The sequence below is a fragment of the Marinospirillum sp. genome, from assembly GCF_014859565.1.
The window spans coordinates 1-19,561 of record NZ_JACUUA010000030.1; the positions used below are offsets into that span (position 1 = coordinate 1).

General features: G+C 52.9%; 22 protein-coding genes. 10 read left to right on the plus strand and 12 right to left on the minus strand.

Features of this window, described 5'->3' with window-relative positions; genetic code table 11:
• Positions 1 to 121 precede the first annotated feature (121 nt).
• From hisB to IBX50_RS06230, 5 genes are all read left to right on the plus strand, one after another.
• Positions 122 to 715: an imidazoleglycerol-phosphate dehydratase HisB gene (hisB, locus tag IBX50_RS06210; protein WP_292254282.1), complete on the plus strand. Its 594-nt coding sequence runs from the start codon at positions 122 to 124 to the stop codon at positions 713 to 715.
• Positions 715 to 1,389 carry an imidazole glycerol phosphate synthase subunit HisH gene (gene hisH / locus IBX50_RS06215; RefSeq protein WP_292254284.1) on the plus strand — a complete coding sequence of 225 codons (675 nt, stop codon included), beginning with the start codon at positions 715 to 717 and terminating at the stop codon, positions 1,387 to 1,389. Before hisB ends, hisH begins: the two co-directional genes overlap by 1 nt.
• 28 nt (positions 1,390 to 1,417) lie before the next feature.
• A complete protein-coding gene (gene hisA / locus IBX50_RS06220; protein ID WP_292254285.1) occupies positions 1,418 to 2,146 on the plus strand; it encodes a 1-(5-phosphoribosyl)-5-[(5-phosphoribosylamino)methylideneamino]imidazole-4-carboxamide isomerase in 729 nt (242 codons plus the stop codon).
• 1 nt (position 2,147) lies between these two features.
• Positions 2,148 to 2,921 carry an imidazole glycerol phosphate synthase subunit HisF gene (gene hisF, locus IBX50_RS06225; protein ID WP_292254287.1) on the plus strand — a complete coding sequence of 258 codons (774 nt, stop codon included), beginning with the start codon at positions 2,148 to 2,150 and terminating at the stop codon, positions 2,919 to 2,921.
• Between the two features lie 132 nt (positions 2,922 to 3,053).
• Complete coding sequence (locus IBX50_RS06230) at positions 3,054 to 3,974, plus strand: Rpn family recombination-promoting nuclease/putative transposase (RefSeq protein WP_292254289.1); 921 nt, start codon at positions 3,054 to 3,056, stop codon at positions 3,972 to 3,974.
• A 428-nt stretch (positions 3,975 to 4,402) separates the two neighbouring features.
• Here the strand turns inward: IBX50_RS06230 and IBX50_RS06235 are convergent, their stop codons facing one another.
• From IBX50_RS06235 to radC, 10 genes are all read right to left on the minus strand, one after another.
• Positions 4,403 to 4,750, minus strand: a complete 348-nt coding sequence (locus IBX50_RS06235) for a nucleotidyltransferase domain-containing protein (protein ID WP_292254291.1) — start codon at positions 4,748 to 4,750, stop codon at positions 4,403 to 4,405.
• A 59-nt stretch (positions 4,751 to 4,809) separates the two neighbouring features.
• On the minus strand, positions 4,810 to 5,622 hold the full coding sequence (locus IBX50_RS06240; protein ID WP_292254293.1) for a hypothetical protein: 813 nt from the start codon (positions 5,620 to 5,622) through the stop codon (positions 4,810 to 4,812).
• 24 nt (positions 5,623 to 5,646) lie between these two features.
• The gene (locus tag IBX50_RS06245; RefSeq protein WP_292254295.1) at positions 5,647 to 6,849 is read right to left on the minus strand and encodes a class I SAM-dependent rRNA methyltransferase; all 1,203 of its coding nucleotides are present in this window, start codon (positions 6,847 to 6,849) and stop codon (positions 5,647 to 5,649) included.
• 21 nt (positions 6,850 to 6,870) lie between these two features.
• Complete coding sequence (gene gcvH / locus IBX50_RS06250; protein ID WP_292254297.1) at positions 6,871 to 7,257, minus strand: glycine cleavage system protein GcvH; 387 nt, start codon at positions 7,255 to 7,257, stop codon at positions 6,871 to 6,873.
• Between the two features lie 15 nt (positions 7,258 to 7,272).
• A complete protein-coding gene (locus IBX50_RS06255) occupies positions 7,273 to 7,809 on the minus strand; it encodes a hypothetical protein (RefSeq protein ID WP_292254299.1) in 537 nt (178 codons plus the stop codon).
• 51 nt (positions 7,810 to 7,860) lie between these two features.
• Positions 7,861 to 8,229: a SirB2 family protein gene (locus IBX50_RS06260; RefSeq protein ID WP_292254301.1), complete on the minus strand. Its 369-nt coding sequence runs from the start codon at positions 8,227 to 8,229 to the stop codon at positions 7,861 to 7,863.
• 64 nt (positions 8,230 to 8,293) lie between these two features.
• Entirely contained in the window at positions 8,294 to 9,151 is an 858-nt protein-coding gene (gene mutM / locus IBX50_RS06265; protein ID WP_292254303.1) for a bifunctional DNA-formamidopyrimidine glycosylase/DNA-(apurinic or apyrimidinic site) lyase, read from the minus strand.
• A 75-nt stretch (positions 9,152 to 9,226) separates the two neighbouring features.
• A complete protein-coding gene (gene rpmG, locus IBX50_RS06270) occupies positions 9,227 to 9,382 on the minus strand; it encodes a 50S ribosomal protein L33 (protein ID WP_072325543.1) in 156 nt (51 codons plus the stop codon).
• Positions 9,383 to 9,416: 34 nt separating this feature from the next.
• Positions 9,417 to 9,653 carry a 50S ribosomal protein L28 gene (rpmB, locus tag IBX50_RS06275; protein ID WP_292254315.1) on the minus strand — a complete coding sequence of 79 codons (237 nt, stop codon included), beginning with the start codon at positions 9,651 to 9,653 and terminating at the stop codon, positions 9,417 to 9,419.
• Between the two features lie 115 nt (positions 9,654 to 9,768).
• Positions 9,769 to 10,443, minus strand: a complete 675-nt coding sequence (gene radC, locus IBX50_RS06280; protein ID WP_292254317.1) for a DNA repair protein RadC — start codon at positions 10,441 to 10,443, stop codon at positions 9,769 to 9,771.
• 95 nt (positions 10,444 to 10,538) lie between these two features.
• Between radC and coaBC the strand changes: the two genes are divergently transcribed.
• The 5 genes from coaBC to slmA are packed head-to-tail and all read left to right on the plus strand — an operon-like array spanning position 10,539 to position 15,248.
• Entirely contained in the window at positions 10,539 to 11,771 is a 1,233-nt protein-coding gene (coaBC, locus tag IBX50_RS06285) for a bifunctional phosphopantothenoylcysteine decarboxylase/phosphopantothenate--cysteine ligase CoaBC (RefSeq protein WP_292254318.1), read from the plus strand.
• Positions 11,768 to 12,229: a dUTP diphosphatase gene (gene dut / locus IBX50_RS06290; RefSeq protein ID WP_292254320.1), complete on the plus strand. Its 462-nt coding sequence runs from the start codon at positions 11,768 to 11,770 to the stop codon at positions 12,227 to 12,229. Before coaBC ends, dut begins: the two co-directional genes overlap by 4 nt.
• 58 nt (positions 12,230 to 12,287) lie before the next feature.
• Positions 12,288 to 13,667 carry a phosphomannomutase/phosphoglucomutase gene (locus IBX50_RS06295; RefSeq protein WP_292254321.1) on the plus strand — a complete coding sequence of 460 codons (1,380 nt, stop codon included), beginning with the start codon at positions 12,288 to 12,290 and terminating at the stop codon, positions 13,665 to 13,667.
• A gap of 38 nt (positions 13,668 to 13,705) precedes the next feature.
• A complete protein-coding gene (gene argB / locus IBX50_RS06300; protein WP_292254323.1) occupies positions 13,706 to 14,617 on the plus strand; it encodes an acetylglutamate kinase in 912 nt (303 codons plus the stop codon).
• A 22-nt stretch (positions 14,618 to 14,639) separates the two neighbouring features.
• Positions 14,640 to 15,248 carry a nucleoid occlusion factor SlmA gene (slmA, locus tag IBX50_RS06305; RefSeq protein ID WP_292254325.1) on the plus strand — a complete coding sequence of 203 codons (609 nt, stop codon included), beginning with the start codon at positions 14,640 to 14,642 and terminating at the stop codon, positions 15,246 to 15,248.
• Between the two features lie 82 nt (positions 15,249 to 15,330).
• Here the strand turns inward: slmA and IBX50_RS06310 are convergent, their stop codons facing one another.
• Both IBX50_RS06310 and IBX50_RS06315 read right to left on the minus strand, forming a co-directional pair.
• The gene (locus IBX50_RS06310; protein WP_292254327.1) at positions 15,331 to 18,546 is read right to left on the minus strand and encodes an efflux RND transporter permease subunit; all 3,216 of its coding nucleotides are present in this window, start codon (positions 18,544 to 18,546) and stop codon (positions 15,331 to 15,333) included.
• Entirely contained in the window at positions 18,539 to 19,561 is a 1,023-nt protein-coding gene (locus IBX50_RS06315) for an efflux RND transporter periplasmic adaptor subunit (RefSeq protein ID WP_292254328.1), read from the minus strand. Before IBX50_RS06315 ends, IBX50_RS06310 begins: the two co-directional genes overlap by 8 nt.

The window sequence follows — 19,561 nt, forward strand, 5'->3', positions numbered from 1 at the left end:
TGGGTTTAATCTTGTATTTTAGACCATTTCTATAACCAGCATAAAAACCTCTGCACTGCCTTTCCACGCCCCAACTGTTATAATCTCGTGATTCGACGTTATCAAAGGCAGAGCAGACCTCATGAGCGCACGTACGGCAAGTGTCAGCCGCAACACACTGGAAACAAAAATTCAGGTCAGTATCAATCTGGATGGCAGCGGACAGTTTGTCTGCAATACCGGCATCGGCTTTCTGGATCACATGCTGGAGCAGGTCTCCCGCCATGGCTTGATTGATATGGAAATCGAGCTGGACGGTGATCGGCATATTGATGACCACCACAGTGTGGAAGATCTGGGTATCACTCTGGGTCAGGCTTTTGCCAAGGCTGTGGGTGACAAAAAAGGCATGGTGCGTTACGGCCAGGCTTATGTGCCGCTGGATGAAGCCCTATCCCGTGTGGTGATCGACTTTTCCGGTCGTCCCGGCCTGTCCATGAATGTCGAGTTCACCCGTGCCAGTATTGGTGGACTGGATACCCAGCTGTTCTGGGAGTTTTTCCAGGGGTTTGTTAACCATGCCCAGGTGACCCTGCACATCGACAACCTGAAGGGTTTTAATGCCCACCATCAGGCCGAAACCATTTTTAAAGCCTTTGGTCGTGCACTGCGCATGGCGCTGGCTGCGGATGAACGCATGGCCGGTCAAATGCCATCCACCAAGGGAGTGCTGTAATGACCGCCATTAAGGACAAGGGACCGGCCAACCCTGATGTGGTGATTATCGACTACGGTATGGGCAACCTGCACTCTGCACACAAGGCACTGGAAAAAGTAGCTAACGGGCAAAAAAGTGTGGGTATCTCCTCCGACCCCCAGGTGATTCTGAATGCTGAACGCGTCATTCTTCCCGGTGTGGGTGCCATCCGTGATTGTATGGCTGAAATGCATAACACCGGGCTGGTTCCGATCATCCGTGAATGCCTGAACAACAAACCGTTTCTGGGTATTTGTGTTGGTTTTCAGGCACTGATGGAATCCAGCGAAGAAAACGGTGGTATTCCCTGCCTTGGGCATTTTGACGGACAGGTGAAGTTTTTTGGTGATGACCTGCGTGATGCTGACGGTCAGCGCCTGAAAGTCCCCCACATGGGCTGGAGCCAGGTCACCCCGCTGCTGGATCATCCACTCTGGCAAGATATACCTGCCGGTGAGCGCTTTTATTTTGTCCATAGTTATTACGTGCAAGCCCGCCAGCGTGAGCAGGTACTGGCACGTTGTGATTACGGCTCGGTGCAACTGGATGCCGCCATGACCGCCAACAATGTGGCTGCTGTGCAATTCCACCCGGAAAAAAGTGCCAATGCCGGTCTGAAGCTGCTGGAAAATTTCCTGAGCTGGAAACCCTGATTTTTTTAAATACTGGAACTCATCAACAATGCTGATTATCCCCGCAATCGACTTAAAAGACGGCCAGTGTGTACGCCTGAAACAAGGCCGCATGGAAGACTCCACCAGCTACGGTAATGATCCGGTTGAAATGGCTGCCCGCTGGGTAAAAGAAGGCTGCCGCCGCCTGCACTTGGTTGACTTAAACGGTGCTTTTGACGGCCAGCCGGTTAATGGTGAAGCTGTCACCGCCATTGCCCGCGCCAACCCCGGCCTACCAATCCAGATCGGTGGTGGTATTCGTACCGCAGCCACGATTGAGCATTACCTGCAAGCCGGTGTGCAGTGGGTCATTATTGGCACCAAGGCAGTCAAAGAACCCGAATTTGTCACCGAAATGTGCAAGCTGTTCCCTGGCCACATCATTGTGGGTCTGGATGCCAAAGATGGCCTGGTTGCCACCGATGGCTGGGCAGAAGTATCCAATATCAAGGCCACCGACCTGGCTAAACGCTTTGCTGATGATGGAGTGTCCAGCATTGTTTACACCGACATCAGCCGTGATGGCATGATGCAGGGTGTGAATCTGGAAGCTACTGTAGAATTGGCTCAACAAGGTGGCCTGCCGGTGATTGCCTCTGGTGGTGTCACTGATCTGGGTGATGTAGAACGGCTGCTTAAAGTGGCTGATCAAGGCATCATCGGAGCCATTACCGGCCGTGCCATCTATGAAGGCACCCTGAATCTGGCCGCAGCCCAGCGTATGGCGGATCAATAATATGGGACTGGCCAAACGTATTATTCCTTGTCTTGATGTTGATAAGGGTCGTGTGGTGAAGGGTGTGAATTTTGTTGGCATCCGTGATGCAGGCAACCCGGTGGAAGTTGCCAAGCGTTATAACGATCAAGGTGCCGATGAAATTACTTTTCTGGACATTACCGCCAGCCATGAAGATCGTGGTACCACGGTGGAGATGGTGGAAGAAATTGCCGGCCAGGTTTTTATCCCGCTGACTGTCGGTGGTGGCATCCGCACCTGTGAAGATATTCGCCGTATGCTGAATGCCGGTGCCGATAAGGTTTCCATCAACACCGCAGCCGTGACCAACCCGGAATTTGTGCAAGAAGCTGCCCAGCGTTTTGGCAGCCAGTGCATCGTGGTAGCGATCGATGCCAAAAAGGTATCTGCCCCTGGTGAAGTGGATCGCTGGGAGATTTTTACTCACGGCGGACGTAAAGCCACCGGCCTGGATGCAGTGCAGTGGGCGATTAAAATGGTAGAACTGGGTGCCGGTGAATTACTGCTGACCAGCATGGATCGGGATGGCACCAAAAATGGTTTTGATCTGGGTGTGACCCGTGCCATTTCTGATGCCGTTCGTGTACCTGTGATCGCTTCTGGCGGCGTGGGTAACCTGCAGCACCTGGTGGATGGTGTTAAACAAGGCCATGCGGATGCAGTACTGGCAGCCAGTATTTTCCACTTCGGCCAGCACACCGTACCGGAAGCCAAACGTTTTATGGCAGACCAAGGCATCGAAATGCGGCTTTGATATTCCAAGTCCTACGCAGTCAAAACCTGACAGTCACTCTGCCGACAGGCAGATTAACGACTGTTCGGGGAGCAGGTCACACCAGAATCCAGTACACTAACTCTAATGCACAACGAAGCAAGGCGATGCTTTATGAGTCTAAGCCACAACGACCATCTACTGGATCCTAAGATTGATTTTGTGTTCAAGAAGATCTTCACCGCCCATCCTGATGCCTTGGTGCACCTAATCAATGATTTGCGTCCGGATCTGCCAGTGATCACTCAGATCACCATCTTAAACCCTGAGATCACCGCCAAGGATCTGACCGGCAAAAACATTGTTATGGATCTACTGGCCGAAGACAGTGAGGGCGAGCAATACAACATCGAAATGCAGGTCAGAAACTACAACGATTGGAACAAGCGTGGCATCTATTACCTGGCGCAGATGCTGGCCTCACAGCTGCAAGCCGGTGAGTCTTATGCCAACCTGAAAGGTGCAGTGGGTATTCACCTGCTGGACTTTGATCTGTTCAAAGAAACGCAGCAGCAGAAACAACAAGCACTATGGCGTTTTGAAATGCGGGATGGCCTGCAACCGAAGGTCAAGCTGGGCGAGGATCTACAGCTCAATATCATTGAAATGAAAAAGGCTGATCGACTGGGTCTGGGTAGCCAAGCCATCAGGGACTGGATTACTCTATTTGAACACTGGAAAGAGGAGGACAAAATGTCTGTAATCACGAATCCAGCAGTACAACAAGTACGGGGTTACATCCGTGAACTCAGTGCCGATGAGAAAGCCCGGCAGCTGGCGGAGGCTCGAGCCAAGGCCATCCGTGATGAAGCATCCCTGATAGAGGATGCTCTGAAAAAAGGTCGCCAAGAAGGGATCAGCATTGGTGAAGTCAAAGGCGAAGCTCAAACCTTATTGAAGCTGATCAAGCTGAAATTTGGTCAGCACCCTGAGTGGGTCGAAAGCAGACTGAATGAAGCAACTAAGGATCAGTTGGATGTTTGGGTTGGGAAAATCCTGACGGCTGCCACTCTGGACGAATTGCTGACCGATTGAATCACCTCTGATCGGTGATGGTCTCACCGCTTCAAACATAATCAACGCCAAAATTTGATCTGCTGTGGAGGTCGTCTTGCCGGAGCCTGCTCTCTGGCCAAGACCAAAAGTGAGCCTTCCCCATGATGCACCACACCAAGCTGTGGTGCATCATGCAAACTCCCCTGGCCTCGGTAGCCACCCCAGGGGTTGGATCATCCTTCAGGAGTGCATTCATAGGTTAACCCTCATCAAATGTTGTTGTGCAGCGTGAAAGTGGAATTGCCGACGCTTGATGGTGGTACAGCTACGAAAAAGTTACTTGAAAGTGGGGTTGCCACCCCTAAAAAAGGAGTTGGAATTTCTAGCCGCTTTACCCGCCCATCTGCAGCTGCATCAAGAGTCAAACATAAGCGCCCTGACCTATGAAGTGAATACATGGTTACGACTCAAACGGGTATCCCCTCTTGACCAATATTTTTGAGTAGCGCTGGATTGGAGTAGGTTTCCGGGTGCTGCCACTCATCAAGCCAAAGGGGTAGTGGTGATATGAGAATGCCGGTTTCCAGCAGGACATCAAACGCAAGATCGGCCATATCCAGTTTCACAGGTAAAAAGCGTTGATGCTCACCATTTAACAATACAGCAAGATCTGCATCACTATCCGGTCTGTGTGTACCTCGGGCGCGACTGCCATACACTATGGCACCGGCAAGGTCATAACGTTTGTGAAGCAAACCCAGAAAGCGACGAACCGCTTCCATTGTTTCCTGATCAAGTGTCTTCTGGGGTGTCATCTGCAAACCCTCTGGTTGATGACCAACGCACAAGTCATTTCCCATGATAGTCTGACTCGTTACAGGGTGCCACGAATATGCAGTTTGAACTGATCCGGGTCGAGCAGGGTTTCTCGCAGTGGGCGACCGGGTTTGTATTTCATATCGTAGTTGAGGATACGGTTGACCTGTTCACGGGTGTCGTCAGAGACGTTAACCCCCAGGGTGACCGACATCACCGCACGCGGCGGGAAGGGATAAAAATACACCAGTTTGCCATTGGCCAAAGGTTTATTGCTTTTGGCTTCATCCAGTGGACGAACCAGGCGGATTTCTTCTTCCGCTGCATATTCGGCTGGTCGGTGGAACAGTGCCGGAAAGGGTTTCATCGGATGATCGGCTTGGGGGCGAGGTTGCCCATACACCACCGGGCGTAACACCTGTTTTTTACTGTTAAAACCGGGAAAACTACTGTCCAGCTCCAGTACTACACCCCGATGCTGATCCGCATAACGCTCCCACAACAAGGGATTATCCGGGCGGCTGAAAAATCGGCAAAAGGCCAGATCCTGATAACTCTGCGGGTTGGGTAATACCGTCGGTTTGCCTTGCCGCCCTTTTTTCATCTGTGCTTCAATCTTCGGGCGTTTTTTCTGCGCCTCTACCTTAAAGGTATCCCAGGTCATCAGCCCTTTTAATGATGCGGGCAAGGCTTTAAATTGCCGCTCCAGCTCCTGTTGAAACTCACCCTCACTGATTCGGATCGACTGGCGCTGAATCATGCGGGCATTGTTCTGATAAGGATCCGTCTGTTCAGCCACTGCGGTCAGGTGCAGGCGGGCATGGCGCAGTACATCCAGTTGTAATGGATTCAGGTAAAGATAAACTTTCATTCAGGCTGATTCCAGGGCATAGCATCAGGCCTCGGAGTTACTGACAAGACGGAACAACAACGCCTTGAGATAACGGGTTTCTGTTATAGCCGGATGCACCGGATGATCAGCACCCTGCCCACCGCGCCAGACCAGCTGGGCAGAGCGACCCTGTTTGCGGGCAGCAATTCGCACCAGATCCTGCAGACGATCTTCCGCCAGATGCATGGAGCAGGAGCCGGACATCAGCAGTCCATCATTGGTCAGCAGTTTCATGGCTTCACGATTCAGCCGTGAGTAGGCGTGTTCACCCGGCCCCTGATCCTTTTTGCGTTTGATAAAAGCCGGTGGATCAAGAATGATCAGATCAAAGGTTTCACCAGCCTGCTGCAGTTGCTGCAAACCTTCAAAAGCATCAGCACACAGGGTTGAAACACTGGCTTCAACACCATTCAGTCGGGCATTGTCCATCACCCCTTCCAATGCCGGTGCGGAAGAATCCAGGCACACCACCTTGGCGGCACCCGATTTTGCCAGCGGAATACCCCAGCCACCACGATAAGAAAAAACATCCAGCACCTGTTTGCCCTTGACCAGTGGCATCAGTGCGGCACGATTGGGGCGATGATCATAAAACCAGCCGGTTTTCTGTCCATCCAGTATTGGCACTTCAAAAGAGCAGGCGTTTTCTTCCGCCAGCACCTGATCCGGCAGTTCACCCCAGGCCAGTGCGACATAACTCTCCAGACCTTCCTGCTGACGTGCTGAGGCATCATTACGCCACACCACCGCAACAGGTTGCAGGACTTCACGCAGCGCCAGCAACACTTCGTCTTTTAATACATCCATCCCGGCGGTATTCAACTGCACGGCCAGCACCTCACCAAAACGATCCACTATCAGACCGGGCAGTAGGTCACTTTCGCCATACACCAGTCGGTAAAAGGGACGATCATAAAAGGTTTCGCGCAGTGCCAGCGCCTGACGGATACGGGATTTCAGCAGTTCAACATCCAGTTGCTGATCGGGTTTTTCACTGATCATCCGGGCGCAAATGAGGTTATTGGGATGAACATAAGCCACACCCAATGACTGACCATTAGCGTTTTCGATCCCGCACTGTTGTCCCGGTTGCAGACCTTTCAGCGGTGTTGCTGCGGTATCCACTTCATTCGAGTAGATCCACAGGTGACCAGCCTTGATACGTCGGTCAGCATTTTTATTCAGGCGCAGTCGGGCAAGGGTCATGTATGTTCCAGGTTACTTGGCTTAAAGGGTTTCCAGAAAAGCTTGATAAGTGGGCGCATCCATCAGGTTCTCCCACTCTTCCTGCAGCTCTGCAGGGTCACACTCCAGTACAAAAATCCAGGTTTGCAGTGGTTGTTCATTAAGCGCTTCCGGGGTGTATTCCAGCGCGGTATTGGATTCCAGCAAACGACCCGATACCGGTGCCTGAATTTCCGAGGCTGTTTTGACGGATTCAATACCACTGATCACATCACCGGCATTCACCAGCTTGCCCGGCTCCGGCAGCTCAACATAAACAATATCACCCAGTGCTTCCTGTGCATGGTGGCTGATGCCAACACGAACACGGTTATCACCTTCCCGCTGTGCCCATTGGTGAGTGGCACAAAAACGCTGCTGCTGACTCATCAGAATCCCAACCTTTTAGTCGTCTTTCAGTTTTAATTGGTGCTGGCTCATATCCTGATAATCCGTGACCTTGCGCTGCAGTAGTGCAGCAAGTTGATCGGCTGTTGAGCCATCTTCTATCCTTGCAGCCGGCAACCACATAGGACCTGGGTACACCAGAAAACCATCACGGGTACGGATGACTTTTTTAATTTGCGACCACTCCAGTGACTGAGCGGGACGATCCGTTACCTGAATCCCCAGTCCCTCCTCTTTGGCATCAAACACCAGGTTCAGGCCTTCCATTCCCGAGCGCTTAAAGGCACGGGAAAACATACGAATCATAATGCTGCCACGCAGGGCATACCAGCATAAACCTACGGCAATCAATACCAGATCCCAGATGGAGAACTCAAAACCACGATGATAGAGATTGTTCAGCAGCAATCCCAGCAGGGTGAAAATAACCAGCGCCATGGTCAACTGGCTGCGAATACGTTGAGGCCCTAGCTCATAGTCATAAAGAGCAAGGCGGATAAACTGTGGCTCTGTCCAGAGATATTCAACTTTCATGCATGATTCCTGTCATTGTTGTTGTTCAATGTGTGCTTAAAATTTTGTTCATCACAAGCCTGGGAAAGGCACTTTGTTGATTGCCACCCAGGCGGTGTAAGCCAGCAGCACTGCAGCCAGTACCAGACCCACAAAACTGTGACGGCGAATGGCCAAAGCGGTGACTACCATGTAACCAATCAGGCCGATGAACTTGGCACTGATCCAGGCACTGTTATAAAAAGGCCACTGGGACAAGTGATAACACAGACCCAGAGCCGACAGGAGTACCAGCAGATCAACGCAGTGATGGGTCACACGGACTGCCGACTTGCTGATCCACTGCATCCCCACCAGCAGTCCACCGGCACGAACAATAAAGAGAACCGCCGTGATTGCCACCATCATCAGATGCAGGTGCTTGAATGCTGTGTAAGTCATTTGAATAGCCTATTGTTTTGTTCAGGAATTAAGCTATCTTACCAGAAGGCAGCTGCCTTCGGCATCAGCGCTGGCACTCGTCGCAGTAGACACTACTACGCTGTCCCAAACGCACCTCTTTTAATGTGTTACCGCAGACGCGGCAAGGCTGCCCGGCACGGCCATACACATCCAGTTGCTGAGCAAAATAACCCGGCTTGCCATCACCACCCACAAAATCCCTGAGTGTGGTGCCGCCCTGTTCAATCGCAGCGGCCAGTACTGCACGAATAATCTGCGCCAGCGCTTGGTAACGCGCCAGGCTCACCTCTCCAGCCGGTCGGCGCGGATCAATACCGGCACGAAACAGTGATTCATTGGCATAAATATTACCCACTCCAACCACTCGGGCATTATCCATGATAAACAGCTTGATCGGCATTTTTCGACCACGGGACTGCTCAAACAATGCCTCTGCCGTAAAAGCATCACTCAGTGGCTCCGGCCCCAGCTTTTGCAACAGGGGATGCAACATCGCATCCTGCTGATACTCCAGCAGTGCACCAAAACGGCGTGGATCATGATAACGCAAACACAAGGGTGGACTTGTATCACCAGCCAACTCACCCACCTGCAACTCGATATGATCGTGTTTTTTCCAAGCCTCTTCAGCACTGACCAGCCGCAGACTGCCGGACATACCCAAATGCCATATCAGACCACCATCCGGCTGTTCTGCTTGCGGTTGGCATAAAGGCATCAACAGGTATTTGGCACGGCGCTGCAAGGGTGCAATACGCAGACCTTCCACTCGTTTTGACAAGTCAGTCGGAACCAGCCAGCGCAATCGGTGCTGGCGTATTTCCAACTGGGTTACACTACGCCCCTCTAACCAAGGCGCAATGCCACGCCGCGTGGTTTCAACCTCAGGCAATTCAGGCATCAATCTACTCCTGCAAGCATAAAAAAACCCGGGCCACCTGCGCAGTCCGGGTTTTTTAACAAGCCAGCCAATCAATTACTTGATTTTGGCTTCCTTGTAGGCAACAACCTTGCGAACAACCGGATCATACTTGTTGCGTTCCAGTTTTTCAGGGGTGTTACGCTTGTTTTTCATCGTGGTGTAAAAGTGACCTGTTCCGGCACTTGAAACCAGCTTGATTTTCTCACGCATGTGTTCTGCTCCAGTGGGTGCTTAAGTCAGCTGCTTAAACTTTATCGCCGCGCTTTTGAATATCAACCAGAACCTGCTCGATACCCAGCTTGTCGATGATGCGCAGACCCTTAGTGGAAACGCGCAGTTTTACAAAACGCTTCTGTGACTCAACCCAGAAACGGTGAACGTGCAGATTAGGCAGGAAACGACGACGCGTTTTACGCTGCGAGTGGGAAACATTGTTCCCGGCTAACGGCTTTTTACCGGTAACCTGGCAAACCATGGACATTATATGCCTCCAGTCAATCTAAGGGCGCAGGTGATGAAAAATTAAGGGCGCCTTTATACCAGAAAGGCAGCCTGCAGGCAAGCCGACACACCATCCGGGTGAAAAAGCTGCGGCATTATAGCAGACCTCTGGCAGCAAAAGACACAGGTTCGCCATCGCCAATGATCAAATGATCCAAAACCCGCACTTCCACACTGGCCAGCGCTTCTTTTAAGCGTCGGGTAATCAGCTCGTCCGCCTGGCTTGGCTCACTGATGCCTGATGGATGATTGTGTGCAAAAATTACTGCCGCAGCATTGTGTGCCAGCACCAGTTTGACTACTTCGCGGGGATAAACAGAAGCACCATCCAGGGTGCCCCGAAACAGCGTCTCAAAATGCAGCACACGATGCTGGTTATCCAGCAGCAACAAGGCAAACACTTCATGCGGTAAATCCCTGAGCTGCAACTTTAGGTAACGACCGGCAGCCTCTGGGCTGGTCAGGCCTTCACCGCGTTTTAGTTCAGCCTCCAGATGCCGATGCGCCATTTCCAGCACCGCTTGCAGCTGGGCAAATTTGGCTGAACCCAAGCCCAAATGACTGCAAAAGCTTTGTTGATCCGCCAGTAATAAAGGACGCAAACCACCAAACTCTTGCAATAAATGACGCGCCAGATCCACGGCACTCTTACCCGTAACACCGGTACGCAAAAAAATTGCCAGCAGTTCCGCATCTGAAAGTGCTGCCGCTCCTCGCTGCAGCAGTTTTTCTCTCGGGCGCTCATCTGCTGGCCAGTGATTAATTCCCATCAGAAACCTCCCTGTTATTTTGATCAGTCCCATTTCTCAGTTAAATGGGAAACATGGTAAGGTTAGCGCCCTTTTTTGATAAAACGAATTGATCCATGACAGGTCTTGTTAACAAACACCTGCTGCTGGGTATTAGCGGCGGCATTGCTGCGTATAAAAGTGCTTTTCTGGCGCGTCTGCTGGTCAAAGCCGGTGCTGAAGTTCGGGTGGTGATGACTCAAGGCGCTCAGGCCTTCATTCAACCGCTGACTTTTCAGGCGCTGACCGGCCATCCAGTACACACCCAGCTGCTGGATGCTGATGCCGAGGCAGGCATGGGGCATATTGAGCTGGCACGCTGGGCGGATATGATTCTGATCGCTCCCTGCAGTGCCAGTCTGATGGCAAGACTTGCCGCCGGTATGGCGGATGACCTGCTGACTACCCTGTGTCTGGCAACACCGGCTCCAGTCCATTTGGCACCCGCTATGAATCAGGGCATGTGGCAACATCCCGCCACCTGCCGTAATGCTGAACAATTACAGCAGCTGGGTTACACCCTGATCCCTCCGGCTGTGGGTGAACAGGCCTGTGGTGATCTGGGGCCAGGACGAATGCCAGAACCGGAAGAGCTGCTGCAGTGGCTGCAACAGCATTTCACGCCAGCAGAGCAGCCTGCATCGGGCTTGCGTATCACCATCACCGCTGGCCCCACCCAGGAGCCGCTTGATCCGGTGCGTTTTTTATCCAACCACAGCTCCGGCAAGATGGGTTATGCGTTGGCTGAAGCCGCCGCCAAGCTGGGTGCCAAGGTGCAACTCATCTCCGGGCCAGTTCAGCTTGCCGTACCCAAAGGCGTGGAGTGCACCCAGGTGTTGACCGCAACCCAGATGCAATTAGCCTGTGAAAACCTGCGTGAACAAACGGATATTTTTATCGCCTGTGCTGCCGTGGCCGATTACCGTGCCGAGCAGATCGAAGAGCAAAAAATCAAAAAGCAGGCTGATCAAGACACCCTGACCCTGAAGCTGGTCAAAAACCCGGATATTCTTGCGCAAATGGCTCAGGGTTATCCTCGCCCCTTCTGTGTTGGTTTTGCCGCTGAAACCCAACAGGTGGAAAGCTACGCCCGCGACAAAATTCTACGCAAGAATCTGGATGCCATTGTTGCCAACGATGTCAGTGATTCCAGCATAGGTTTTGGCAGTGATCACAACCGGGTGACCTTATTACTGCGGCGTAATGAACAAATCCAGGCTCTGGTACTACCGGAAAACTCCAAACAAGCACTGGCTCAACAACTGCTGCTTGAGCTGCTGCATTTTTATAAGGAACAGAAACAACCATGAATCACCCCAAAGTTGCGGTAAAAATCCTTGATCAACGGCTGGGCAACAGCCTGCCGTTACCGACCTACGCCACTGAAGGCTCTGCCGGTATGGATTTACGCGCCCTGCTGGATGAAGCACTGGTGATCAATCCCGGCGAAACCCATCTGGTGCGTACCGGACTGGCGATTCATCTGGCCGATCCTGGGCTGGCCGGAATGATTCTGCCGCGCTCCGGCCTGGGTCATAAACACGGCATTATCCTCGGCAACACCGTCGGCCTGATTGACTCGGATTATCAGGGTGAGCTGATGATTTCGGTCTGGAACCGGGGGCAGACTTCTTTCACGCTGGAACCGGGTGAGCGCTTGGCTCAGTATGTGGTGGTGCCGGTAGTGCAGGTGCAACTGGAGGTGGTCGACAATTTTGATGCCAGCCAACGCGGCGAAGGCGGGTTCGGCAGTTCTGGTCGTCATTGATTGCTAAACCCTGAACAACACCCGTGCAGTGAATCACTATTAATTCTTGGAGATACCCATGACAGACGTACCAGCTTCCATTTTTCGTGCTTATGATATTCGTGGCATTGTTGGCAAAACCCTGACCCCAGAGATCGTGCGCCTGATTGGCCTGGCACTGGGTTCTGAAGCTGCCGCACGCGGTGAAACCACACTGGTGGTGGCGCGTGACGGACGTATTTCCGGTCCGGAAATGATTGCCGCACTGAAACAAGGCATTACTGAAACGGGTCGTGATGTCATCGACATCGGCATGGTGCCCACCCCCACCCTTTATTACGCAGCCATGAAAATCGAAGGCACCCATTCCGGCATTATGGTGACTGGCAGCCACAACCCACCGGATTACAACGGTTTTAAATGTGTGCTGGCTGGTGAAACCCTCTCCGGTGCGGCCATCACCGATCTTTACCGCCGCATTTGTGAGTCCGACTTTAAATACGGCACAGGTTTTGAGAAGGATGCGGATGTACGGGATGACTATATCAATGCCATTCTGGAATCTGTGCAGTTAAAACGCCCACTCAAAGTCGTGGTGGATACCGGTAATGGTGTCGCTGGTGAACTGGCTCCGCGTCTGATGCAGGAACTGGGTTGTGAAGTGATTCCGCTGTTTACCGAAATTGACGGCACCTTCCCCAACCACCACCCTGATCCCGGCAAGCCGGAAAACCTCAAGGATCTGATTGCCAGTGTGCAGGCCAACGAAGCCGATCTGGGGCTGGGTTTTGATGGTGACGGCGACCGAGTCGGTGTGATTACACCCTCCGGCACCCTGATTTTCCCGGATCACCTGATGATGGCTTTTGCTGAAGACCTGTTAAGCCGTAACCCCGGCGCAAAAATTATTTATGACGTGAAATGCACCGGCAACCTCGGCAAAGTGATTGCTGCAGCTGGTGGACAGCCGGAAATGTGGCAAACCGGACACTCCCTGATCAAAGCACGCATGAAAGAAACCGGAGCACTGCTGGCCGGTGAAATGAGCGGCCATATTTTCTTCAAGGAACGCTGGTTAGGTTTTGATGATGGCCTTTATGCAGCAGCAAGATTACTGGAAATCCTCTCGGCACAAGAGCAGAATGCAGATGCCTTTTTCAGCCGTTATCCGCAGGATCTGAGCACCCCGGAAATCAACATCACCGTTACCGATGAAAACAAATTTGCGCTGGTGAAAAAGCTGGCCGACGAAGGACAATTTGGTGACGGACAAAAAACCACTCTGGATGGCATCCGGGTGGATTATGAAGATGGCTGGGGACTCTGCCGCGCCTCCAATACCACACCGGTACTGGTACTGCGATTTGAAGGCAAAACACCGGCTGCACTGGAGCGCATCAGCAACACCTTCCGCGAAGCTTTGTTGCAGATTGCACCCGAACTCAGCGTCCCGTTCTGAACATTTTTGACTGACCTCTTACTTGACGAGTACACAGCATGACAAACACTTCATCAGCCAGCAGCCCCCAGACCACCGTCAAAGTACTTTCTGAGGCACTGCCTTATATCCAGAAATTTTCCGGCAAAACCCTGGTCATCAAATACGGCGGCAATGCCATGACCGAAGATGACCTGATTGACTCCTTCTGCCGTGACATCGTGTTGTTAAAAGAAGTAGGCATCAATCCAGTGGTGGTACACGGTGGCGGCCCACAAATCGGTGATCTGCTGAAACGCCTGAATATTGAATCACGCTTTGTGAATGGCATGCGGGTGACCGACAGCGAAACCATGGACGTGGTGCAGATGGTGCTCGGTGGTCTGGTCAACAAAGAAATTGTCACCCAGATCAATCTGGCCGGGGGTAAAGCCATCGGTCTGACCGGCAAAGATGGTCAGTTGATCAAGGCCAAAAAGCTCAAGGTCAGCCACCAGTCCCCGGAAATGACCGCACCGGAAATCATCGATATCGGCCATGTCGGTGAAGTGGAATCCGTGGATATTGAACTGATTGAAATGCTGGCCAACCGGGATTTTATTCCGGTGATTGCACCAATTGGTGTGGATGACAAGGGCGCGTCTTATAACATCAATGCGGATTTGGTGGCCGGTAAAGTGGCCGAGGCATTAAAAGCCGAGAAACTGATTCTGTTGACCAATGTTGCAGGCCTGCAGGACAAACAAGGCAAGGTACTGACCGGCCTGACCACCCAACAAGTGGATGAATTGATAGCCGACGGTACCATTTACGGTGGCATGTTGCCCAAGATCAACTGCGCACTGGAATCCGTCAAGGGTGGTGTACGGACTGCACATATCATTGATGGCCGAGTTGCCCACGCCACACTGCTGGAGATTTTCACCAACGCTGGTGTTGGCACCCTGATCACTAATCAAACCAGTAACTGAGAACAACAACAGGCAGGTTAAAGTGCAAAAACAGCAGCCAGTGAAGCGCAAGCGTAAAGCACAGCGCAAGGATGAAATACTGCAGGCTCTGGCACACATGCTGGAGAACCAGCAGCAGGGACGCATCACCACCGCCACCCTGGCCCGTGAGGTCGGGGTGTCGGAAGCCGCCCTGTACCGACACTTCCCCAGCAAAGCCAGCATGTATGAAGGGCTGATCGAGTTTATCGAAGAAAGCCTGTTCACCCGCATCAACCTGATTCTGAAAGAACAGACCGGCACCCTGTTGCGTTGTGAGCACCTGCTCACTTTGATCCTGGCCTTTGCTGAACAGAACCCTGGCCTGTGCCGTATCCTGACCGGTGATGCCCTGGTCGGTGAAGATGAAGACCTGCGTAACCGCATCACCCGCCTGTTTGATCGGATAGAAACCCAGGTTCGGCAAGTGCTACGAGAGACTGAAATCCGCGAAGGTCGCAAGGTGGCATTACCCACCACCGCCGCAGCCAGTATGCTGCTGGCCATAGTGGAAGGCCGCATTGTGCAGTTTGTACGCAGCGGCTTTAAACGCACCCCAACACACGAATGGCCGATTCAGTGGACTCATCTGGCAGAAGGGCTGGTGGTTTGAAAAACACCTGAAAAAAAGCCCCCAAAAATGGGGGCAAATGACAAACTAACGCTAATAAACCGGATGGTCTGTTGACCTAGGCTTAATCCGCGCCGGGAACACCGCGCTTGTGATAAAGCGCATAATACAGCAGCGGAATGACCACCAGTGTTAGCAGGGTGGATACCAGCAGGCCGAATATCAGTGAGATGGCCAGTCCGTTAAAGATTGGGTCATCAATGATAAAGAACCCACCCACCATGGCTGCTAATGCCGTCAGGATAATGGGCTGAGCACGCACTGCGCTGGCCTGGATCACGGCATCTTCCCAGTTATGGCCTTCTGCCAGTTGCTGGTTGATAAAGTCCACCAGCAGGATGGAGTTGCGCACAATAATACCGGCCAGAGCAATCATGCCAATCATACTGGTGGCAGTGAACTGTGAACCCAACAGTGCATGACCGGGCATTATGCCAATCATGGTCAGTGGAATCGGAGCCATGATCACCAGCGGCACCAGATAGGACTTGAACTGCGCTACGACCAGCATGTAAATCAGAATCATACCTACGGCGTAAGCAATACCCATGTCGCGAAAGGTTTCATAGGTGATCTGCCATTCACCATCCCACTTGATGGCAGCCGTGGCCGGCCAAACTGGCTGGCTGATGAAATACTGCTCCGGTGCTCCCTCTTCATCACTCAGTGTGAATACTGCATCAAACATACCGTAAAGCGGGGAGTCCAGTTTACCGGCCATATCAGCCATCACATAAGTCACCGGCAACAGGTCTTTGTGGTAAATCGCACCCTGCCAGTCAGCAGGTGTCACGCTGGCAAACTCGGACAGGCTGACCAGCTGACCCTGACGGTTACGCACACTCAGCGACAGCAGTTGTGATGCTTGAGCTTTATCACCCTCAGACAACTGCAATCGAATCGGCAGTGGATATTTCATCTGCTCATCATGCAGGTAACCCAGTTCCACCTGACCCAGCGCGATGGTCAGTGCTTCCACCACCTGTCCCTGAGCCACACCCAGACGCGCAGCACGATCGCGATCCACTTCAATCAGCCAGCGACTGGCCGGAGCTTCCAGAGTGCTATCCACATCCACCAGCCCATCGGTATTTTTTAGCAGCGCTACAACCCTTCGAGCCATCTCGGCACGTACTTCAGGATCCGAGCCATAAACCTCTGCCACCACCGGAGCCAGCACTGGCGGGCCGGGTGGAACTTCGACAATCTTCACATTGGCATTAAAACGCTCACCAATGGCCTGCAGCGGTTCACGCACCGACAGAGCAATATCGTGGGAAGCACGATCACGGTCACGTCGATCCACCAGATTCACCTGCAAGTCACCCATATGAGGTTCGGCACGCAGGTAATACTGACGCACCAGGCCATTAAAGTTGATGGGTGCAGCTGTTCCGGCATAAGCCTGCCAGCTCATGACTTCCGGCACTGTTTCCAGATGTTCACCCAGCGCCAGCAGTACTCTCTGGGTCTGCTCAACGGGTGTTCCTTCCGGCATATCCACAATCACCTGAAATTCGGACTTGTTATCAAAGGGCAGCATTTTCATCACCACCGCCTGAAACACAGGCAACATGGCGGCCAGCAGAGTCAAAGCCACCACGACACCACCCAGTATCCAGCGACGTTTGCGGCTGTCACCCAGGAAAGGACGTATCAGTTTTTCGAACAGGCGCAGCATTTTGCCGGAAGCCTGTTCTGCACCAGCTTCATGCCCTTGCGCATCACCATGATGCTCATGCTTCATCAGTTTGACGGCCAGCCAGGGGGTAACTACAAAAGCAATAACCAGGGAGATCAACATACCGGCAGAAGCATTGATCGGAATCGGGCTCATGTAAGGCCCCATCAGGCCGGATACAAAAGCCATCGGCAACAATGCTGCAATCACGGTGAAGGTCGCCAGAATGGTCGGGCCACCCACTTCATCCACTGCTTTTGGAATGGCATCCACCAGTGATTTGGCACCCAGCTGTAAATGCCGGTGGATGTTTTCCACCACCACTATGGCGTCATCCACCAATATGCCGATGGAGAAAATCAGTGCAAAAAGGGATACACGGTTGAGGGTAAAACCCCACGTCCAGGAGAAGAAAAGTGTAATGACCAGGGTGATCACCACCGCAATACCCACAATCAGCGCCTGCCGCCAGCCCAGTGCAGCCATCACCAGCACCACCACCGAGCCGGTGGCGAAGAGTAATTTGGTGATCAGGGTGTTGGATTTATCCGCCGCGGTGTAACCATAATCACGGGTTACCAGCACTTCAACCCCTTCGGGGATCACACGATCCTGCAGCAGCTCTATCCGGTCAGTGATGGCACGGGTAATGTCGATGGCGTTCTGCCCCGGCTGTTTGGCAATGGCTAAGGTCACCGCCTGAGACAGGGTTCCTGCTGGACGCTCACCAGCCGGACCAAAACCGGTCATCACACTCTGCGAAGGCACCTTGCCGCCGCGGCTGACTTCGGCCACATCCTCCAGAAACACTGCGGCACCCTGATGTAATCCCACCACCAGACGACGCACTTCAGCCACATCCGCCAGCAGGGTTCCGGCTTGCACCGGAAGTGCCACACCATCCTGCACTACCCAGGCTTCCTGCGAGGTGGCATTGGCCGCTTGCACCGCCTGCTGAATATCATTCAGTGCCAGGTTGTAACCGCGCAGGCGTGCCGGATCAAAAATCACTTGTACTTCGTCACGTACACTGCCCAAAGTGTAGATATCACGAGTTCCGGGTACGCGCTTCAATTCAGTTTCGAGTGAATGTGCCACGCGGGTCAGGTCTTCCGCAGTGATCTCAGGCGAATCACTGAACAGGGTCAAAGCCATGATAGGGACATCATCAATGCCCTTGGCTTTGATCAAGGGTGGCAGGGTGCCGAGATTCTGAGGCAGCCAGTCCTGATTGGCGTACACCTGATTATAAAGATTAACCAGAGCCTTCTGACGTGGCACACCCACAGCAAACTGCACGGTGACCACCGCCATACCATGACGCGACACCGAATACACATGCTCCACACCGGCCATTTCACTCATCACTTGTTCGGCAGGTGTAGCAATCAGCTGTTCCACCTCAACCGGGCTGGCACCCGGAAAGGCAATAAAAACATCCGCCATGGTGACATCGATCTGCGGCTCTTCTTCTTTGGGTGTGACCGCCACAGCAAACAGACCCATCAACAAACCAGCCAGCGCCAGCAGGGGTGTCAGACGGGATGTCTGAAAGGCTGCCGCAATACGACCGGAAATACCCAGCTTGTTTTCAGTCATTGGATACCTCCATCACCGCCAGCGCCTCAGCCGGGCTAAGCACCAGTATTTCACCCTCACCGATACCAGACAGGATCTCCAGACGATCTCCTTCACGACTGCCAACTCTTACCTGACGCAGGCGTGGCTGTTCTTGTGCATCCAACACATAAACCGCTCTTAATTCACCCCGTTGCACCAGCGATTGAGCAGGAATCCAGAGAGCTGAACGCTCTGCCACCGGCAGGCTAACCTTGACCAGCATTCCGGGGAACAGATCCCCTTCCGGGTTTTTCAGATTCATGCGTACCCGAAAAGTATGGGTGGCCGGGTCTGCATAGGGATAAAAAGTCATGCTGTCGGTTTCCAGCACCCGTCCGGTATCCAGCATCACCCTGGCTTCACGTTTTTCACGGGCAGAGGCGGTGTAACGCTGAGGTAAAGCCACCACCACACGTAACTCTTCCAGTGACAGACCGGAAAACAAGGCTTGCCCCGGACTCACCGAAGCGCCTTCTTCCACATGGCGCTGTGTAACTATGCCACCATAAGGAGCCACCACACGGGTGTAAGCCAGCTGCTGACGTGCTTCAGTCACTGCGGCTTGAGCACGGTTCATACGAGCCTCAGCACCACTCAGCTGATTACGAGCCTGATCCAGCTGAGCACGGGATGCCAGTTCACGCTGATAAATACCTTCAATACGAGCAAAGTTCTGACGAGCATCATCCAGACCTGCCTGAGCTTCGCGCAAACCGGCCTCCGCCTGCTTCAGGCGAGCCTGCTGCTCGGTGTCATTCAACTCAACAATCACCTGTCCGGGTGCCACTGCATCTTCTACATCAAAGTGGACACGGCGCACCTGACCACTGGTCTGAGCCGATACGGTGGCCTGGCGCACAGCTTCAATCACACCATCCAGCTGGATGCTTTCGATCAGCGGAGCACGTTGCACCGTTTGTGTTTCCAGTGCCTGCACTTGCAGTGAAAAGCCTGTCAGTGCAACCACTGCCAGACCCAGCCAAGAGTTTTTCAT